The sequence below is a fragment of the Pseudomonas tremae genome (assembly GCF_023278125.1).
GTDB lineage: Bacteria > Pseudomonadota > Gammaproteobacteria > Pseudomonadales > Pseudomonadaceae > Aquipseudomonas > Aquipseudomonas tremae.
The window spans coordinates 1,262,880-1,278,847 of the sequence record NZ_CP066270.1; the positions used below are offsets into that span (position 1 = coordinate 1,262,880).

Annotated in this window: 17 protein-coding genes; 5 read left to right on the top strand and 12 right to left on the bottom strand. The window is 58.0% G+C overall.

Features of this window, described 5'->3' with window-relative positions; translation table 11 throughout:
* Nucleotide 1 precedes the first annotated feature (1 nt).
* A complete protein-coding gene (locus I9H09_RS05800; protein WP_005891570.1) occupies nucleotides 2–361 on the top strand; it encodes a hypothetical protein in 360 nt (119 codons plus the stop codon).
* Nucleotides 362–720: 359 nt separating this feature from the next.
* Here the strand turns inward: I9H09_RS05800 and sctU are convergent, their stop codons facing one another.
* The 12 genes from sctU to sctW are packed head-to-tail and all read right to left on the bottom strand — an operon-like array spanning nucleotide 721 to nucleotide 11,211.
* Complete coding sequence (sctU, locus tag I9H09_RS05805) at nucleotides 721–1,800, bottom strand: type III secretion system export apparatus subunit SctU (RefSeq protein WP_005891572.1); 1,080 nt, start codon at nucleotides 1,798–1,800, stop codon at nucleotides 721–723.
* Entirely contained in the window at nucleotides 1,797–2,591 is a 795-nt protein-coding gene (gene sctT, locus I9H09_RS05810; protein WP_005891574.1) for a type III secretion system export apparatus subunit SctT, read from the bottom strand. The genes sctU and sctT overlap by 4 nt, the downstream gene beginning before the upstream one ends.
* Nucleotides 2,592–2,858: a type III secretion system export apparatus subunit SctS gene (sctS, locus tag I9H09_RS05815; RefSeq protein ID WP_024671153.1), complete on the bottom strand. Its 267-nt coding sequence runs from the start codon at nucleotides 2,856–2,858 to the stop codon at nucleotides 2,592–2,594. It lies immediately after the preceding gene.
* A gap of 7 nt (nucleotides 2,859–2,865) precedes the next feature.
* A complete protein-coding gene (gene sctR / locus I9H09_RS05820) occupies nucleotides 2,866–3,519 on the bottom strand; it encodes a type III secretion system export apparatus subunit SctR (RefSeq protein ID WP_005891576.1) in 654 nt (217 codons plus the stop codon).
* Entirely contained in the window at nucleotides 3,516–3,920 is a 405-nt protein-coding gene (locus I9H09_RS05825) for a FliM/FliN family flagellar motor switch protein (protein WP_054990341.1), read from the bottom strand. Before I9H09_RS05825 ends, sctR begins: the two co-directional genes overlap by 4 nt.
* Nucleotides 3,910–4,626 (bottom strand): type III secretion system protein, encoded by a 717-nt coding sequence (locus tag I9H09_RS05830; protein ID WP_122324909.1) that lies wholly within the window; start codon nucleotides 4,624–4,626, stop codon nucleotides 3,910–3,912. The genes I9H09_RS05825 and I9H09_RS05830 overlap by 11 nt, the downstream gene beginning before the upstream one ends.
* On the bottom strand, nucleotides 4,623–5,189 hold the full coding sequence (locus I9H09_RS05835) for a type III secretion system HrpP C-terminal domain-containing protein (RefSeq protein WP_053480742.1): 567 nt from the start codon (nucleotides 5,187–5,189) through the stop codon (nucleotides 4,623–4,625). Before I9H09_RS05835 ends, I9H09_RS05830 begins: the two co-directional genes overlap by 4 nt.
* Nucleotides 5,190–5,195: 6 nt before the next feature.
* Nucleotides 5,196–5,642 carry a hypothetical protein gene (locus tag I9H09_RS05840; protein ID WP_005891582.1) on the bottom strand — a complete coding sequence of 149 codons (447 nt, stop codon included), beginning with the start codon at nucleotides 5,640–5,642 and terminating at the stop codon, nucleotides 5,196–5,198.
* Between the two features lie 3 nt (nucleotides 5,643–5,645).
* The gene (locus tag I9H09_RS05845; protein ID WP_024671157.1) at nucleotides 5,646–6,995 is read right to left on the bottom strand and encodes a FliI/YscN family ATPase; all 1,350 of its coding nucleotides are present in this window, start codon (nucleotides 6,993–6,995) and stop codon (nucleotides 5,646–5,648) included.
* Entirely contained in the window at nucleotides 6,992–7,984 is a 993-nt protein-coding gene (gene sctD / locus I9H09_RS05850) for a type III secretion system inner membrane ring subunit SctD (RefSeq protein ID WP_122346897.1), read from the bottom strand. The genes I9H09_RS05845 and sctD overlap by 4 nt, the downstream gene beginning before the upstream one ends.
* 33 nt (nucleotides 7,985–8,017) lie before the next feature.
* Nucleotides 8,018–10,105: a type III secretion system export apparatus subunit SctV gene (sctV, locus tag I9H09_RS05855; protein ID WP_005891588.1), complete on the bottom strand. Its 2,088-nt coding sequence runs from the start codon at nucleotides 10,103–10,105 to the stop codon at nucleotides 8,018–8,020.
* Nucleotides 10,105–11,211, bottom strand: coding sequence for a type III secretion system gatekeeper subunit SctW (gene sctW, locus I9H09_RS05860; RefSeq protein ID WP_024671158.1), 1,107 nt, complete (start codon nucleotides 11,209–11,211; stop codon nucleotides 10,105–10,107). Before sctW ends, sctV begins: the two co-directional genes overlap by 1 nt.
* Before the next feature lie 243 nt (nucleotides 11,212–11,454).
* Here sctW and I9H09_RS05865 point away from each other — a divergent pair, with 243 nt between their 5' ends.
* The 4 genes from I9H09_RS05865 (at nucleotide 11,455) to I9H09_RS05880 (ending at nucleotide 15,933) form a co-directional block, all read left to right on the top strand.
* The gene (locus tag I9H09_RS05865) at nucleotides 11,455–12,018 is read left to right on the top strand and encodes an RNA polymerase sigma factor (RefSeq protein WP_005891591.1); all 564 of its coding nucleotides are present in this window, start codon (nucleotides 11,455–11,457) and stop codon (nucleotides 12,016–12,018) included.
* Between the two features lie 86 nt (nucleotides 12,019–12,104).
* Complete coding sequence (locus tag I9H09_RS05870) at nucleotides 12,105–14,441, top strand: type III effector HrpK domain-containing protein (RefSeq protein ID WP_122312773.1); 2,337 nt, start codon at nucleotides 12,105–12,107, stop codon at nucleotides 14,439–14,441.
* Nucleotides 14,442–14,726: 285 nt separating this feature from the next.
* On the top strand, nucleotides 14,727–14,981 hold the full coding sequence (locus I9H09_RS05875; RefSeq protein WP_053480675.1) for a PA0613 family protein: 255 nt from the start codon (nucleotides 14,727–14,729) through the stop codon (nucleotides 14,979–14,981).
* Between the two features lie 157 nt (nucleotides 14,982–15,138).
* Nucleotides 15,139–15,933: a DNA adenine methylase gene (locus tag I9H09_RS05880; RefSeq protein WP_236502365.1), complete on the top strand. Its 795-nt coding sequence runs from the start codon at nucleotides 15,139–15,141 to the stop codon at nucleotides 15,931–15,933.
* Nucleotides 15,934–15,968: the final 35 nt, after the last annotated feature.

Sequence of the window (15,968 nt, forward strand, 5' to 3'; positions counted from 1 at the left end):
AATGATCGAGGTAACGGAGAAACTGGCGTTTTACGCCCAGGTAGCCGCTCAACATCCGGCGGTCTGGCCGGTGGCCAACGGCGTGGCTTTTGTCAGTCGGCGCGAGCACCATGACTGGGGCATCGCGCTGCACATCGAAGGTCGCGCCTTGCGTCCAGAGCAACTGCGTGAAGCGTTGCAACGACGCTTCATGGAGGCGGAGCGATTCAGTCAGTACTTCCTGTTTCTGGATATAAGGCGCGACTTTGTAGTGTGGCGCGCTGTCAACGCGACGCCCGACGCAGTCTTTAACCTGGACGAAATCCGCCGGCAGGAGTTGATGCTTGCCGGACTGGAGCACCTCAGCGAAGAACTGCACTGAAAACCTCATGAACAATGCCCATGAGCCCGAACTGACAGGCTCATGGGCATTGCTTTATCGACTCACATCGCCTGCCTGAAAAACCTCCTGCCTCGCTCCAAGCCGCAAAGCATCCGGCTCATACACGACTCCCCAAGTGCCCGCCAAGCGTCGTTCACGCCACGATCACTGCCATGCCTGCGCGCTGATCTGGAGTGCCCCTGCCTGGCCAAGTATGTCGCAATGCTGCGCGTCACACGTTGCATCAGCCATATCGCGACTGTAAGGCCCGAAGGCATGCAGGCACTTGTGACGCTCTGGCTTTGCAGGAGAGGAGGCAGGCGGCGACGTTATGCGTCATCTGCCTGGCCGCGAGGAGGTTACTGCTGGTCGTCGATCCGGATCACTTCGCCGGTGATTTCGTCCAGTTGACGAACCACCTTGTAGATGTGCGCGACGATCAGCAGGGTAGGGCGGGGTATGTATTTGCCGGGTTTGACCTTGTACAGCGTGCGCGCCAGCCAGATGTTCTGGACCACCGGGATTCCGGCTTTTTTTGCCCGTTCGATCAGCGCCAGCGCCTCGTCATCCTCACCTTTGCAGTGGATCATCGGCAGGGGCGTTTCACCGGGTCGATAGTACAGTGCCACCGCATAGTGCGTGGGGTTGACCAGTAGCATGTCCGCGTCTTCGACCGGCTTGGGCGCAGCGCTGGGCTCCTGATTGAGGATTTCATGGGACAGCTGCCGGCGATGACCCTTGACGTGTGGATCGCCCTCTGACTGTTTGTATTCCTTTTTGATGTCCTCGTGGCTCATGCGCAATTTCTTGGCATGGAAGTACTTCTGCATGGCGAAGTCAGCCATTGCAATGACCAGCAACAACCCTAGAATCACGCGAAGAATATGCCTGAACAGCTCAAGCAACGCATGCCAGTAAGTCTGCAGATCACTGTTGGCCAGCAACACCAGACTGCCAAGTTCCGGTTTTACCTGAGTGTACAAAACCGCTGCAATGGCAGACGCCTTGAGGATGCTCATCAACAAATTGGTAATGTTCTGCCCGGAGAACATCTGTTTCGCGTGAGAGAAAGGGTTGATCTTGTTGATGTCGATCTTCAGCGCCTTGGGGGCGAACAGAAAGCCGATCTGCATCCAGCTGCTGATCAGGCGCATGAGCATCGCCAGGCCGACGCTGCACAGGGTAAAGCTGAGCAGCACAGAAAAACCTTCGTTGGCAATCAGCTCGACCGATGACATGAACGGCCGATCAATGCCTTTGAAAGAAAGCGCGAGCAACGCCTGCAAGCGATTCACGCTTTCATCGGCCAGGCTCAGGGTGACTTCACTGACGGCCAGCAGCACCAGCAGCTTGCCGATGTCCTGACTCTGCCCGACCTGACCCTTTTCCCGCGCATCGCGCAGTTGTTTGGGCGTAGCCTTTTGCGTTTTTTCGCTCATGGCACCTGCACCATGAAGCCCAGCAGAGATTTGAGATCAGCCAGTTGCGTCAACTGACCGGAACCCAGCTCCAGAAGTGTTGGCAGGTAGATCAACAAGAACGCGAGGCCAGCCATGCTTTTGGCTGGCATGGCCAGAATCGAGACGTTGAGCTGTTGGGCGTACAGGCCGATGATTGCCAGCGCGGCTTCGATCAGCAGCAGCAGCGCAATGAAAGGCGCTGCATACAACATCATGTGTTGCAGGGTCTGGTTCAACTGTCCGAGAAAAATATCCAGGCCGTCCGCCGTCATGCCTGGCAGCCAGGAGGTAGGCGGCCAAACGCTGTAACTGTCCCAGATAACCTGAGTGATCGTCGACAGACCTCCCGTCACGATCACCAGCATGATCAGGGTTTCCTGAAACAGCTCGCCCAGCGGCGTAGCGTCCGGCCCGAGCGCAGGGTTTATCTGACCGCCACTGAGCGCGCCGCGCTGGCTATCGAGCAGGGCACCGACCGAGGCGAACATCCAGAACGGCGCATACAGCAGCATGCCCAGCAGCGTGCCAAGGACAACTTCCTTGAGCAGCAGACCACCAATCGCGAACCAGTCTTCGTTGAGTGAAGTCAGCGCCCGGCTGATGCCCGGCGCCGGAACCATTGCCACCACTGCCACCACGGCGTAGCGCACCGGCCCTTTCAAGTATTTGAAGCAGAAAGCAGGCACCAGGAGCATGCATGGCACCAGTCTCGCCATTGCCAGAGCCATGCCCAGTATGAGCTCAAAGAAATCCTGGGCTTGCAAAGGCATCTAGTGGACGACTCCGGACCGGGCGATCAGATCGAAGGCCATGTTGATGAACTGGATAAGCTCGACGCCGATCCAGCGGCCGGTCATGGCCAGCGTCAAGCCTACTGCTGCCAGTTTGATACCAAAGGGCAGGGTCTGATCCTGGATCTGCATCAGCGCCTGCAGCAGTGAGGTAATGACACCCACCAGAACTGCAACGCCGAGCGGCGGGGCCGTCAGGATGACGACCAGGAACATGCCCTGTTTGAACAACGCCAACGCTTCCATGGCCGCCTCACATATACGAATAAAACAGGCTGTCGAGCAGACGCGACCAGCCTGATACCAGCACGAACAACAGCAGCTTGAGCGGCAGTGACAACGTCATCGGTGAAACCATCTGCATGCCCAGCGCCAGCAGCAGATTTGAAACAATCAGGTCAATGACGATAAACGGGATGTAAATCAGAAAGCCGATTTCGAAGCCAGCCTGCAGCTCCGAGAGCACGAAGGCCGGGATTGCCAGCAGCAAGTCTTCCTTGCTGGCCTGGTCGGCCATTTCCTTGGGCCACATGCGCTGAGTGTTTTCGAGCAGATGTGCTACCACATCGGGGTCGGTGTTACGCGTCATGAAGCGCTGCAGCGGCTCGATGACCGTTCGTGCGCTGGCCTGAAGCTTTTCGGTGTTGCCCAGTTCAAGCGGATGCTCATGCACGCGCTGCTGCATTTCATGCGCCACAGGCGCCATCACGAACAGGGTGGCTGCCAGGGCAATGCCGTACAGCGCCATGTTCGGAGGTACTTGCTGAACGCCGATGGCATTGCGAGTGATCAGCAACGTCATGGCGATTTTCAGGAAGGCGGTGCAGACGATCAGCAGAAAAGGAATCAGCGACATTGCACCGAGAAACAGCGCCAGCAGGAGCGGATTCGCTCCTTCCATTATCATGGCTGAGCCGCCAGCCGGGTAATTTGCAGGCCCAGCCGGCCATCGACATCGACCAGTTCGCCTTCGGCCACTACCCGGTCGGCGTGGCATAACGTGGCATACCCGGGTGCGATGCCACTGACCTCGAGAATGGTCCCCGCGTCCAGACGGCGCAGCTCGGCGAGCGAGAGCCGCAGTTCGCCGCAACGCAGGGTCAGGTCCAGCGCCAGTGAGTCGAAATCAGACGATGCGTCTTGTCTGTCGTGGTCATGGTCCTGTTCGGATTCTTGCGCCTCTGCGGGGGCGTATTCAGGCTGTTCCTCGGCTCCCGACCACAGATGATCCTGCTCCTGCTCAGTTGCCTCATCGTCGTAGTCGTCAAGGCTTTCGACATCTTCCTGATACAGATCTTCAGTACTCATGGTAACTATGCTCCTCGTGGCTGAGCCGCAATGAAAGGTGCTGCGCCTGGTGGTCAGCCTGTGCCGCCCACTTGCGACCGGCGATTGGCAGGACGCCTTGCCCGGCGCTGTCGAACATGCAATGCGCAGGCAGAACCACGTCGCCGGGACGCAACGACGCCAGTTGTTCGAGGGTCAATGACAGCTCACCGACGATCAGCGGGATGTTGACCGACAACGACTCATCGAGCGGTTGCTGCCGGGCCTGCCATTGAGCAGAGCGCAGCAGCGTGATCAGGGTTTGCGGGGTGGCGTGTAAATGAGCGTGGACTCGCTGATCGCCCAGCCTGACTTGAATCCGGCAGCCAACGACAGGCTCTGCTGTGCCGTCGGTCAACGGTTCGATAGGGGTCAGCAGGTCGGCAATGATCGGGCTCAGACGCTGATTGAAAAACTGCCAGTACCAGGCTTGCTGCTCGCCTGCCAGCGTCATGGGAATATCGCCCAGCAGGCTCAACACTGCTTCGGCATCGCTTAGGCACACAGGCCCGATGGCGGTGTTCAGCCAGATACCGACTGCGGGATTGCCAGCTCCCGGGAGCAACGGTAACAGTGTGAGTTCGGCATCATGACCCCGTGCGCTGAAGCTCAATTGCCGACCTGCACCCAGTTCGCGTGTGGCCTCGGCCAGCAAGGGCGCAACCTTGCGCAGGCTTAGCGCACTCATGCTGCAAGCTCTTCGTGCATGGACAGATCGACGTCCTGGCCCAGCGCTTGCGAAAGTGAGCTGCGGCATGCGCCTGCGTGGCTGCTCAAGCGTTTTAGTACATCGCGACGAGCGAAACCCAGCTGAATGTTCCAGCGGTTGTCTGCCTTGCTGGCGCTGACCCGAACGCTGCCCAGATTAGGCATCAGCAATGTGAAACCGAGTGGACCTTCGGGTTGATCCGGCAGGCGTTGGGCGATCTCGTCAATCAGTTGAGTCGGCACATGATCGGCGTGCATCGGAAATGATATGCCGCCACCGGCGAAGCTTTGTTGATCTGTCTCCTCAGCCACTGGTGGCACCAGCAGTTGTGAAAAGAACAGGCCATCGGCGTTAACTGGCGTGTCCGTCAGCGATTTGCCAAAGGCCATGCGACTCGTCTGTGCGTCGCTGCGTGAAGCACCCAACGGCGGTCGTTTGTCAGCCGATGGCTTGCCGATGAATGGCATCGGCGGCTGGTCCACAGGTTTTTCTCGTGGAGGAGGCGCTGGCGCCTTGGCCGGGGTTTTGATGGGTGCGGTCATCGTCACTTAACCTTCTTGGTTGAGCGTCTCCTCCATGCAGGCGAGTTTCTCGACTGCGCGCTGAGACGCCTTGGCTTGCAGCCGTTTCTGTTCAAGCAACGCCTTTTGTTCAGCTACCCGCATTTGCTGTTGCTGAACGTCCTGGCGGATATAAGCCAGACGGTCGAGCATGTTTCTTTCTTTCTCATGCCAGCGGTCGACGTCATTCAGGTTGATGGTCTTTTGCAAATGCGCATGCGAAAGGCTTTCCCGGCGTCGTTTGTGGTTGTCACGTTCCTGATCCAGCGATGCCCGGGTCTCTGATAAGTGGTCGAGCATCGATTTCAGTTCCACCTGGGCCTGGCGATGTGCCCGTTCGGCACTGGCCTGACGATGTTGACGCAGGGGCGTGAGCAGGCCGATTACCTGCTCCAGAGCGACGTGTTGCGGGTCGTCTTCCAGCAGCTCGTCCATGGGTTACTCCGGCAGTTGAGAAGTGAGTCGCACCAACTCGTCCAGCGTCTCCTGCAAAGGCACCGGCTCACGCAGGTCCTGGCGCAGAAAGGCATTGATGGCGTCATTCAGTTGCACTGCGCAATCGGTGACCGGATCTGCCCCGGCCTGGTACTCACCCAGACGCAGGAGCATTTCCACCTGTTTATAGGCAGCCAGCAACTGGCGCAGGCGGTTGTTAGCGCGCTGATGTGCGCGATCTGTGACGTTACTCAGAATCCGGCTGATGCTGGCGGATACGTCAATCGCGGGATAGTGCCCGCGCTCTGCCAGCTTGCGCGACAGCACGATGTGGCCATCCAGCAACGAGCGAACTTCGTCGGCTACCGGGTCGTTCATCGAGTCCTGTTCGATCAGTACGGTGTACAGCGCGGTGATAGAACCCTCTTCGCTCATTCCGGCACGCTCCACCAGACGGGGCAGCAGGGTATACACCGATGGAGGCAGCCCGCCGCGGCCCAGCGGTTCGCCCGAGGCAATGCCTATTTCCCGCTGTGCGCGCGCGAAGCGGGTCAGGGAGTCGAGCAGCAACAGCACTTTCTGACCACGGGCGCGGTAGGCCTCGGCGATCGCCGTCGCGGTAAACGCTGCGCGAGCGCGCTCCATACTGGAACGATCGGACGTAGCGCAGACCAGTACCGAGCGACTGCGCAGGGTTTCATCCAGCTCATGGTCGAGGAACTCGCGCAGCTCGCGGCCCCGTTCGCCGATCAGACCGAAAACAATGACGTCGCAATCCATGTTTCGGGCCAGCTCGGCCATCAGCGTGGTCTTGCCGCAGCCGGCACCGGCAAAAAGCCCGACACGCTGACCCTCGCCGAGCAGGATTGCACTGTCTATCGCCCGTATCCCGGTGGGCAGGGCTCGTGTGATGCGCGGCCTCTGGGTGGGCGGCAGGGCGTCGGCAATCACCGGCAGGGTAGTGCGACGGTCGTCGGGACCGGCAAATGCACCTTGGCAGTCACCCATCAACGGGCGCCCGAAGCCATCCAGCACGCAGCCCAGCAAGCTGTCATCGACGCCGATTCTGTGTGCAATGCCTAGCGGCCGAATTGGCGCACCGACCTGAACGCCGTCAGGCGCGCCTAACGCACTGAGCAACGTGCATTCCTGAGTGAAACCGACGATTTCAGCCAGCATAAGGGTGCCGTCGGCCTTGCTCACTTCACAGAGGTCGCCAACCTTGGCAGACGGTATCTTGCATTCCAGCAAAATCCCCCGAACTGCACTGACCCGACCACTGACACGAACCGCCGAGTAGCGCGAGAGCCGTGCGGCCTGTTGTTCCTGCCACTGGCTCAGGGCGGCATTCACCACTTCACCTCGATGTGACGGTCGCCGTCGAACTGCAGGCGTTGATCATCAATTCTGGTCAGGCGCAGGCCGTCGACTTCGTCGCCCACGTAGACGCGGCGGCCGTCGGCAGTCACCAGATGCGCGTGGGGGCCGGTCATGATCTGAACCACCACGAAAGGCAGGGTGTTTTTGACGCTGCCAACGTTGTCGAGCACGTTAACTGGCGACTCGTAGCGGTCTTTGAAACGCTGCAGCATGCGCTGATAAACCAGCAGCGACTCATCTTTCAAGTGGCCGTTGAGCATCAGCCCTTCAGGCGTTTCCTCAATGCTGACATCGGTCAGCAGCCGGTCACTGAGCATGCTGTTCAACTGGTGTCTGACTGCGTCCGCGTTGTTCAGACGTACGCGTCCGGCAGTTGGCTGGGACGCCGGGTCGGTCAAAGGCTTTTGTGGCCCAGGCGCCGAGCGCTCCGTTTCGCCAGCAGACGCGACGGCCGATGCAACGTGTGCCGGCCCCTGGTCCATCTGCATGGCTGTTGGCCGAGTCAGGCTCCAGGCGCTGCCGATCACGCCGACCAACAGGCCTGCAATGATTCCCGTAGTGCGGTTGAGAAACTGCGAGCGTGATTTGACCTTTTCAAGTGGAACGTCGGCGCGCGCAGGACCGGACTCAGGCTGTGGCTGCTTGGGAACCACTGCAGGTACAGCTGGCCATTCATCACCGGCAGGTGAAACGCACAGCCACACGGAACCAAGCATGAATGCGCTGTTGAGAGCCAGTTTCACGCTGGTTTGTGAAACGCCTTCCTCGTCACATACAGGTCCTTCTTCGGCATTCAGAAGCCAGTCCTCATCCTGGTGTTGCAGGCGGCAATGCAGACTTTTCACGCCGGCATCGTCCAGCGCCAGATCCAGCTGTGCTGCCGAGCCAATCGACCACTGTTCGCCGATCAATGGCAGGGCTGCACCTTGGTGCTGGCCATTCAGTACGCGTAGTTCAAACATCTGACCCCCTCCCAGCGCTCAAGCCTAAGAGGCTTAAGCGGCATCCTCGTTGTCCAGCTGTTCAAGGTCATCTTCCAGGTCGAAACGACCCATGACCCTGACCTTGGCTGCGTTGCTGATTTCCGCGAAAGACAGCACGGGAACGTGATAGAACTCTTCTCTCAGCAATGTGCGTAAAGGGCTGCGCAGGTCTTGCGCAACCAGCAGCACTGCCTGTTCAGGTGCTCGTAGCGGAAAAGCGATGTGCAACTGCTGCACGAGCATCTGACTGACCTCGTTGCCCAGTGCAAAAAAGGTTTCGGTCTGTGTCTGGCGCAAGCCGTCGCGCAGCAGGCCTTCGCTTTCTGGCGTCAGCAGCCAGACCTGCAAGCCATCGGCACCACAGTACTGGTGATAAATCTGTGATTTGAGGGCGATGCGCACATAGTCGGTCAGCACGTTTGTGTCGCGTTCGTGCTGGCAGTGTTCTATCAGGGTTTCGGCGATCACCCGAAGTGCCCGCAACGGCACGCATTCCGAGGCCAGGCGCTGCAGAACCGCAGAGAACCGGGTCAGGGTCAGGACCCGCTGCATTTCCTGAGCGAGTTCCGGTTGTTCCGATTCCAGCCAGCCGAGAATGGCTTTGGTTTCCTGTAAGCCGATGAACTGGGGGCCGCAGGCTTGCAGGGCACGCTCCATGCGTTCAACGATCAGGGTCATGGAGCTGACGCCGGGTAAATCGCTGCTCTGTTCGGCAGGCAACCAGACCCACTGATCTTCCTGGCGGTCGTTTGTGCCGGAGATCGCTGCAGGAAGTGCCTTACCGTTCAACTCACTGGCATCCACCGCAACATGTGTGTTGGTGAATGTCGCTTTGAGCATGGGCACGTCATACACCAGGAAGCGAAATTCATCTGGTGGCAGTTGGTCGACGTATTCAATGACGAAAGAAGGCAGCGTCAGACCGAACTGCACCACCAGGCGGTTGCGCCGTTGGCGTATCTCGCTGACCAGTGCCTCGACCTGTTCGCTGTCCTGATCAGGATGGAACTGCATGACGAACTGACGGCAGGGAGAGAACGTGCGCAGGTCTTCCTTGCCATTCATTTCCGGTGGAACGGCGACAGCGCCTTGCTCCTCTGCCTTGGGCCTTGCGCGTTGCAACTGCAGAAGGCCACCCGCGCCACAAATAATTGCGATGGTGATGAAAACGCCGGTCGGCATCCCCGGCAGGGCAGCGAAGCCGAGCATGGCCACGGAGGCAATAATCCATGCTTTTGGCTGGCTGGTGATCTGCTCGGCGATTTCGCGACCGATATTGGCTTCCACGCCCGCTTCGGTATTAGGCACGCGTGTAATGATCATGCCGCAGGTCACGGAGATCAGCAGCGCCGGGATCTGTGCGATCAGGCCGTCGCCGATGGTGAGAACGGTGTACAGCTGCAGGGCATCGCCCGCTGTCATGCCGTGCTGAATGACGCCGATGGAAATACCGCCGATCATGTTGATTGCAACGATGATCAGACCGGCAATCGCGTCACCATTGACGAACTTCATCGCCCCGTCCATGGCGCCGAACAATTGACTTTCCTTGTTCAGCTCGGCGCGCCGTTTGCGTGCCTCTTGTACGGTGATCAGATTGGCCCGCAAGTCGCTGTCGATGGACATCTGCTTGCCAGGCATGGCGTCCAGGGTGAAACGTGCGCCTACCTCCGCAACCCGTTCAGAGCCCTTGGTGATCACCAGAAAGTTGACCACCGTCAGAATCAGGAAGATCACCAGACCCACAGCAAGATTGCCACCCACCACAAACTGACCGAACGCTTCGACGATGTGACCGGCGTCCTGATTGAGCAGAATCAGTCGTGTCGTGGAGATCGACAAGGCCAGACGAAACATGGTGGTCAACAGCAGCACGGCGGGGAACGTAGAAAAGGCCAGTGGCCTTGGCAGGTGCATCGCCAGCATGATCAGCAGGCAGGAAATACAGATATTCACCGCGATCAGCACGTCGACCAGCCCGGTGGGCAGCGGGGTGATCATCATGAACACGATAGCGATTACAAAAAACGCGCCGACCACTTCCGAGCGACGCATGGCCGACAGCGCGACCATGTTCAGTGCGTTGATAATCCTGTTCATCAGGCAAGTACCCCGTAAAGCTGCTTCTGTTCCTGCTGAGTAAGTTCGGCCATAAGGATGAGCAGGTTACTCAGCGCAGTCTGGCGGCTCTTTATGTCGCGCCAGAGCAGAATCGGCAGTTGCGTCAACATGGGCCGCAAGCCATTTAGAAATGCCAACTGGTGTTTGAGCTGTTTGCCACCGATGTGCTGGGTTAGCTGCAGCGTCTGATTCACATTCATTCCATTGGCCGTCAGTGACAGCAAGTGCTTGAGAAAGGCTGGCGGATCGACTTTTAGTTCAGGGTTCATGGTGCGCATCCTTCCCAGCAGATGCTCGCAGCCTTTCAGCAACGTGGTCACATGGCGCGCGGTATTTAGGCCGTGCATCAAGGTGCGCAACTGCTCGTTGGAGGCTGACGGCTTGATCGCCGAAAGATCGTCGGCAATGGCGATGCGCATGTCTCGAAGGTCCACGTCGAACTGCCCGTCCTCTTTCTGTTCGCTGAGCAGCGCTTCGATCAACCCGGTGATATTCGGTTGGCCCGACACGGCCACGTTGTAAATATTGCGCAGAGAGGCACGGCGTTTGTTATCGATATTCGATCGACCAAACGCCCTCGCGGTGTTGATACCTGCCCGCGCACGGGGGCCGTATTTTCTGCGCAGCAGTTTCAGTTTTCGGGTCAGGATCACGTGTTCGCCAGTCGCGCCATCGGCCTCAGCCTGCTTGCGGGCCGCCTGCAATACCACGTGTGCCTTGGCGGCATCGCCGTCGGTAAACGCCAGAATCAGCGACAGATCATCGGAAGTGTCTTCCTGAATGATTTTCTTACGCAGCATGTTGGCGGCGTTATCCAGACCGGTGTCCTGGGCTCCCATCAGTAATTGATAGAGCTCACCCAGCTTGACCGCCCGCGACTGCAGGGCGTTGTTGCTGGCGATCAGCTCGCGCTGATGCAGGATGCGGCTGTGCTGAATCAGTGCCGCGGCGAAGCGTGATATCTTTTGCTGTGATGTCCCGGAGCCCTGCGGGTCGACGCTGGCAGGCGACAACGCAGCAGGGGTCACGACGCGGTTTGGCGTTACCGGAAGTATCTGCATGGGAGGCGGAGCGACGATTTTCATAGGGCTGTTCTGAGTCAGATCATGCCTGCTGAGTGGGTCATGGTCGCTGTTCGGTTCCCTATGGGAAAGCCTTCATGTGTTCGTGCCAAAAGTTGCTTGCGTAAATCGTGCGTCACGCAAAAAAATGTATTACAAAGAATTACAAATTTTTAATTTTCTATTCATATCAACAGGTTGCGTTTTATTTTTTGCTGGCACGGTTATCGCTATAGGGCTTACACACCACCATTAAAGGGTAAGCCCATGTTTCAGAAACTCGTGATTCTTGACGCAACCCAGTCACGCCAGCCACGCCAGTCATCTTCGCCGACCGGCATTCGCCAGCTTTCGGCAGATCAGGTTCAAATGCTCAGGGCGTTCATCCAGAAGCGTGTCATGAACCCCGATGATGTCGATGACATCCTGCAGTGTGTGTTCCTCGAAGCGTTACGCAATGAACACAAGTTTCAGCACGCCAGCAAACCGCAGACGTGGTTGTGTGGCATCGCATTGAACCTGATCCGCAATCATTTCCGCAAAATGTACCGTCAGCCTTATCAGGAAAGCTGGGAAGACGAAGTTCATTCCGAGCTGGAGTGGAATAGCGACATCACGCATCAGGTCGACGGGCGCCGGCAGCTGGCACGCGTTATCAAAGCCATTGATTGCCTGCCCTCGAACATGCAGAAGGTTCTGGAAGTGTCGCTGGAAATGGACGGCAATTATCAAGAAACAGCCAACAGCCTTGGTGTGCCGATTGGTACTGTACGTTCGCGGCTGTCGAGGGCCCGGGTGCAGCTGAAACAGCAAATCGATCCATTCGCCTGAGCGACGCTTTTTGATGACTTTTCTGGAACCAACGCAGTCGCTCAACCACACAGTTGCCATCCTTCACACCTGGATGGCAACTTATCATGCGTATTTCCAGCTCCCTCACAAGCGGTATTGTTAATCAACCTGCCCCGAGCGACTTCTCTGGGGATGCGCCTCTTGCCAAGGCTTTACTGACGCCGGCCGGAGGTGGTCAAGCGGGTGTGCAGTTCGGTCAACCGGCTGCAAATCCGCCAAGCGCCCCCGCTGGAACCGAGCAAGCGGCGTCGTCCATTCTGGGCTTGCTGCTCAAAGGCGGTAATGCGCCTGTTACAGCTGACCCGCAGGTACAGCCTCAGCCAAGTAGTGATGCTCCCACACAGGCCTCACCCAACGCCCCCTCAACACCTACAGCACCCACAGCACCGGTCGCGCCTGCTGCGGCGCCCGCAAGCACTGATGCATCAGACCCGGCCAATGCACCGAAGGCCGCAGATGCCGCGTTTCTCGATGATTCTGAATACTCATCGCCCGAGGCACTGAAGCGCTGGGAGCCGATGGTGATGAATCTGCCGCCCGAGCAGCGCTTGCAGGCGGAAAAAGAACTCAATCGGCCGATTGCAGCAGCCTGGATGGCCCGTGAAGATGGCCCCAATGCCGCAAAGGCTATGGATTTCATCAACGCCAACCCGGCACTCAAAACTGCAGTGGACGTCGGCGATAGCGGTGGTCACGCAGATGGCAAGATTACCAACAAAGACCTCAAGTCCTTTGCCAAGTACATGGAAGAGGCCGCTGACGACGCTGACAAAAGCGTGTCCGACTACATGTCTGCCCACCCTGACGCCGACCCGCAGTCCCTCGAAATGGTCCGCAGCGCGGCCTTGATGCAGGCGAACATGCCGCTGGCTACTGCGGCTGATCCCAAGAAAGCATTGGGCGCGCAGGATCAGGCTGAAGTAGATGGCAATGTGGGCGCTGGTGACTTGAACGGCCTTGCACAAGGCAACCCCGGGTTGTCAGGGATCCTCAAGCAGTCCTGTAATACCTGGGCGCAGCCTGGCTTTTTGGGGCAGCTCGACGAGGCCGGGCTCAGCGGCAATGACAAGGCAAAGCACAGCGCTGATCAACTGTTCGATAAAGATAACGTGGACAGCTGGATCAGGAACCAGGCACCTACCAATGGCGGCCAGTTTGCCAGCATGTTAAGCGATGCAGCGACTCTTAATTCTGTTGCAGGTATTGATACCAGCAAGCTGGACAAGGATGTCTTTGAACATCCCGAGGCTTACAGCGGCGCTGAGAAAGCTGCCGTCATGATCAAGTTGCAGCAGGTTCAGCAAAGCGTCATTGCCGGACGCAAATTGCGCGACACCGAAGAAACCGAAAAGGAGTTGACCGAAAAAATCTCGCAGCTGCAGGGTGACACAGGCGTACAGGAGTTCCTCAACAACAGTGTTCCCGAGCAGGAGCGCGCGCTGGTAAGCAGCAACCCAGAGCTGCGCAAGGCAGTGGTCAAACAGGCAAAACATGTCAACAGTGGCGATGCGTTACGTGACGACATGCGAACCGCAGACAAGGCGGTCAGCGATGATAATCCGAATGCCGATTACAGTGGGGCCATCGGTGGGCTCTCTGCTCAACTGCAGATGCAGAAAGACTTGTTCCCCGACGCCGATGTGCCCACTGCCGATCAGGTCCTCGGCAAGCGCCCCGAGTTGCAATCTGCGATTCAGGATTCTTACGTTCGCAACTTCACCGAAGGTGGGTCTCTGAAGCAACTGCTTGGCCGGAAGGATGCCGATGCGGGGGAGTCGTTGCAGACCGCTGACAATCAAAAAGCGATGTATGACAGCGTATTGTCCAGCGATTTCACCCAAAGCCAGCAAAGCGACTACTTGGACTCTACCGTTAGCCAACTGCAGGATTCAAAAAGCGGTCGCAAACTGCTCGAAGGCAAGAATGAAGACAATCAGGGACCGTCGATAGTCAGCCAGGTTGCTTCCGAGATGGGGCCGCGTGCGCTTCAGTCCGTAATGGGGTTCGCCTCGGTCTCCGACATGCTTGCTCAAGGCAACAAGCTCGGCGCAGCTCAGACTATTTACGACAGCACCAAAATGGGCGCCGAAGCGGTCAAGGGAGGCATCGACGCAGGTGCGAAAATGATGGGTCGCGAGGCCTCTGCCGGCTTGGGGCGCATGGCTGGGCAGATTGCCGGCCGCGCGATCGGCATGGTCGCAGGCGAAGCCGCCGGGCTTGCAGCTGGCGCCGCGGTGGGTGCAGCAATTCCTGTCATCGGCTGGGCAATCGACGGCGCGATGGCGCTGGGCTTCGGTATCTCGGCAATTGTCGCAGCGGTCAAAAAGCACAAGGAGCAAAAGGCGTTTGACCATAACGTTGATCCGGTGCTGGAACAGTTCGGGATTTCGAAGGCGCATTGATTTTTTGAAACGGGTTGGTCGTCAACCCGTTTTATCAGCGCTATTTGCAGTATCTGCCAAGATTGCATGGAACTGCGATGGTCGGATATCACCTCGCGATGATGCTTCTATACCCGGACCGCACAAGCGGTCCCCTTACCCTCGGAGATTGAATCGTAACCAAGGGTAACTTGCCTACTGGTGCGGTTGTGTCGAAGTTCAACGTTGCGACGTTGATCAGCGCTGCAAAGGAAGCTGGACTTCAGGTGATACTTCTGAACACCTCCAAGACATACAAAACCTCAAATGCCATCGGTAATACGCGCGATAACGACAACAGCACCGACAAATACGATGGACGAGTCTGCCGACATAGAGCTTATCGTCAACAAGCACCTGGCACCCGAGCTGGCGTTGGTCGTGCGTGAGCATTACTGCAACAGCGACAGTTTCCTACATCAAAAAATCACCCACTGCGGTTGCAGTCGGCAGACCTACTATGACCGGCTGCATCAAGCACACCTGAGCATTCAAGGGCTGCTGTGGTGTAAGGCTGCTTGAGGGCTCTCGCCATTTCCCGCTTGTCCTACCTCGTCCCACTGCCTATCTACGTGGTGGGACGGTTTGCCCCTGCAAGTCCAGCCAAGGCTCTCGCTTCGTGTACAAAGCGGAGCGAGCCTGGCAACTGTTTATACATACAGTGAAGGTCTTGCCTTCTATGTCCACACCCATCATCCCTTGGATGGGCGGCAAACGCCGCCTGGCCGACCGTCTTATCCCGCTTTTCCCACCCCACGAATGCTACGTCGAAGTGTTCGCTGGCGGTGCGGCCCTCTACTTCATGCGTCCCCAGGCTGCCCCCGTCGAGGTCTTGAACGACATCAACGGTGATCTGGTGACACTGTATCGCGTAGTCCAAAACCACCTTGAAGAATTCGTCCGTCAATTCAAATGGGCACTCAGCTCGCGCCAGGTATTTGAGTGGCAGAAGATGACCCGCCCCGAAACCCTCACCGACATCCAGCGCGCTGCCCGGTTCTTCTACCTGCAGCACCATGCCTTTGCAGGAAAAGTGAGCGGGCAGACGTTTGGCACTGCCACGACCGGCCCGGCCATCAACCTGCTGCGGATCGAGGAAAACCTGTCTGCAGCTTGGCAGCGTTTGTCAGGTACATACGTGGAGAACCTGCCGTGGCTCGAATGTGCCGAGCGCTACGACCGGTCCCACACCTTCCACTACATGGACCCGCCTTACTGGCAGACGGCTGGGTACGGAGTAGACTTTCCATTTGAAAACTACGAGCGGATGGCTGAGTTCATGCGGCGGTGTAAGGGGAAGGTGATGGTGAGCATCAATGATCACCCTGACATACGGCGCGTGTTTGAAGGCTTCCATTTTGAAACGGTGGACATTCGCTACAGCGCGGCAAACCAGAGAACGGGAAAGGCTGATGTCAGCGGTGAGCTGGTTATCATGAATTGGGAACCTGTGGCGTTGGGCAGGTTGTTCTGATTTTTGTCCGTAGCTAGGCCAATAGTGGCTGCACT

What these genes read in the sequence shown, in the direction of transcription:
- I9H09_RS05800 (WP_005891570.1), top strand. Translation starts at nt 2, where the DNA reads ATGATCGAGGTAACGGAGAAACTGGCGTTTTACGCCCAGGTAGCCGCT.
- sctU (WP_005891572.1), bottom strand. Translation starts at nt 1,800, where the DNA reads ATGAGCGAAAAAACGCAAAAGGCTACGCCCAAACAACTGCGCGATGCG.
- sctT (WP_005891574.1), bottom strand. Translation starts at nt 2,591, where the DNA reads ATGCCTTTGCAAGCCCAGGATTTCTTTGAGCTCATACTGGGCATGGCT.
- sctS (WP_024671153.1), bottom strand. Translation starts at nt 2,858, where the DNA reads ATGGAAGCGTTGGCGTTGTTCAAACAGGGCATGTTCCTGGTCGTCATC.
- sctR (WP_005891576.1), bottom strand. Translation starts at nt 3,519, where the DNA reads ATGATAATGGAAGGAGCGAATCCGCTCCTGCTGGCGCTGTTTCTCGGT.
- I9H09_RS05825 (WP_054990341.1), bottom strand. Translation starts at nt 3,920, where the DNA reads ATGAGTACTGAAGATCTGTATCAGGAAGATGTCGAAAGCCTTGACGAC.
- I9H09_RS05830 (WP_122324909.1), bottom strand. Translation starts at nt 4,626, where the DNA reads ATGAGTGCGCTAAGCCTGCGCAAGGTTGCGCCCTTGCTGGCCGAGGCC.
- I9H09_RS05835 (WP_053480742.1), bottom strand. Translation starts at nt 5,189, where the DNA reads ATGACCGCACCCATCAAAACCCCGGCCAAGGCGCCAGCGCCTCCTCCA.
- I9H09_RS05840 (WP_005891582.1), bottom strand. Translation starts at nt 5,642, where the DNA reads ATGGACGAGCTGCTGGAAGACGACCCGCAACACGTCGCTCTGGAGCAG.
- sctD (WP_122346897.1), bottom strand. Translation starts at nt 7,984, where the DNA reads ATGTTTGAACTACGCGTACTGAATGGCCAGCACCAAGGTGCAGCCCTG.
- sctV (WP_005891588.1), bottom strand. Translation starts at nt 10,105, where the DNA reads ATGAACAGGATTATCAACGCACTGAACATGGTCGCGCTGTCGGCCATG.
- sctW (WP_024671158.1), bottom strand. Translation starts at nt 11,211, where the DNA reads ATGAAAATCGTCGCTCCGCCTCCCATGCAGATACTTCCGGTAACGCCA.
- I9H09_RS05865 (WP_005891591.1), top strand. Translation starts at nt 11,455, where the DNA reads ATGTTTCAGAAACTCGTGATTCTTGACGCAACCCAGTCACGCCAGCCA.
- I9H09_RS05870 (WP_122312773.1), top strand. Translation starts at nt 12,105, where the DNA reads ATGCGTATTTCCAGCTCCCTCACAAGCGGTATTGTTAATCAACCTGCC.
- I9H09_RS05875 (WP_053480675.1), top strand. Translation starts at nt 14,727, where the DNA reads ATGCCATCGGTAATACGCGCGATAACGACAACAGCACCGACAAATACG.
- I9H09_RS05880 (WP_236502365.1), top strand. Translation starts at nt 15,139, where the DNA reads ATGTCCACACCCATCATCCCTTGGATGGGCGGCAAACGCCGCCTGGCC.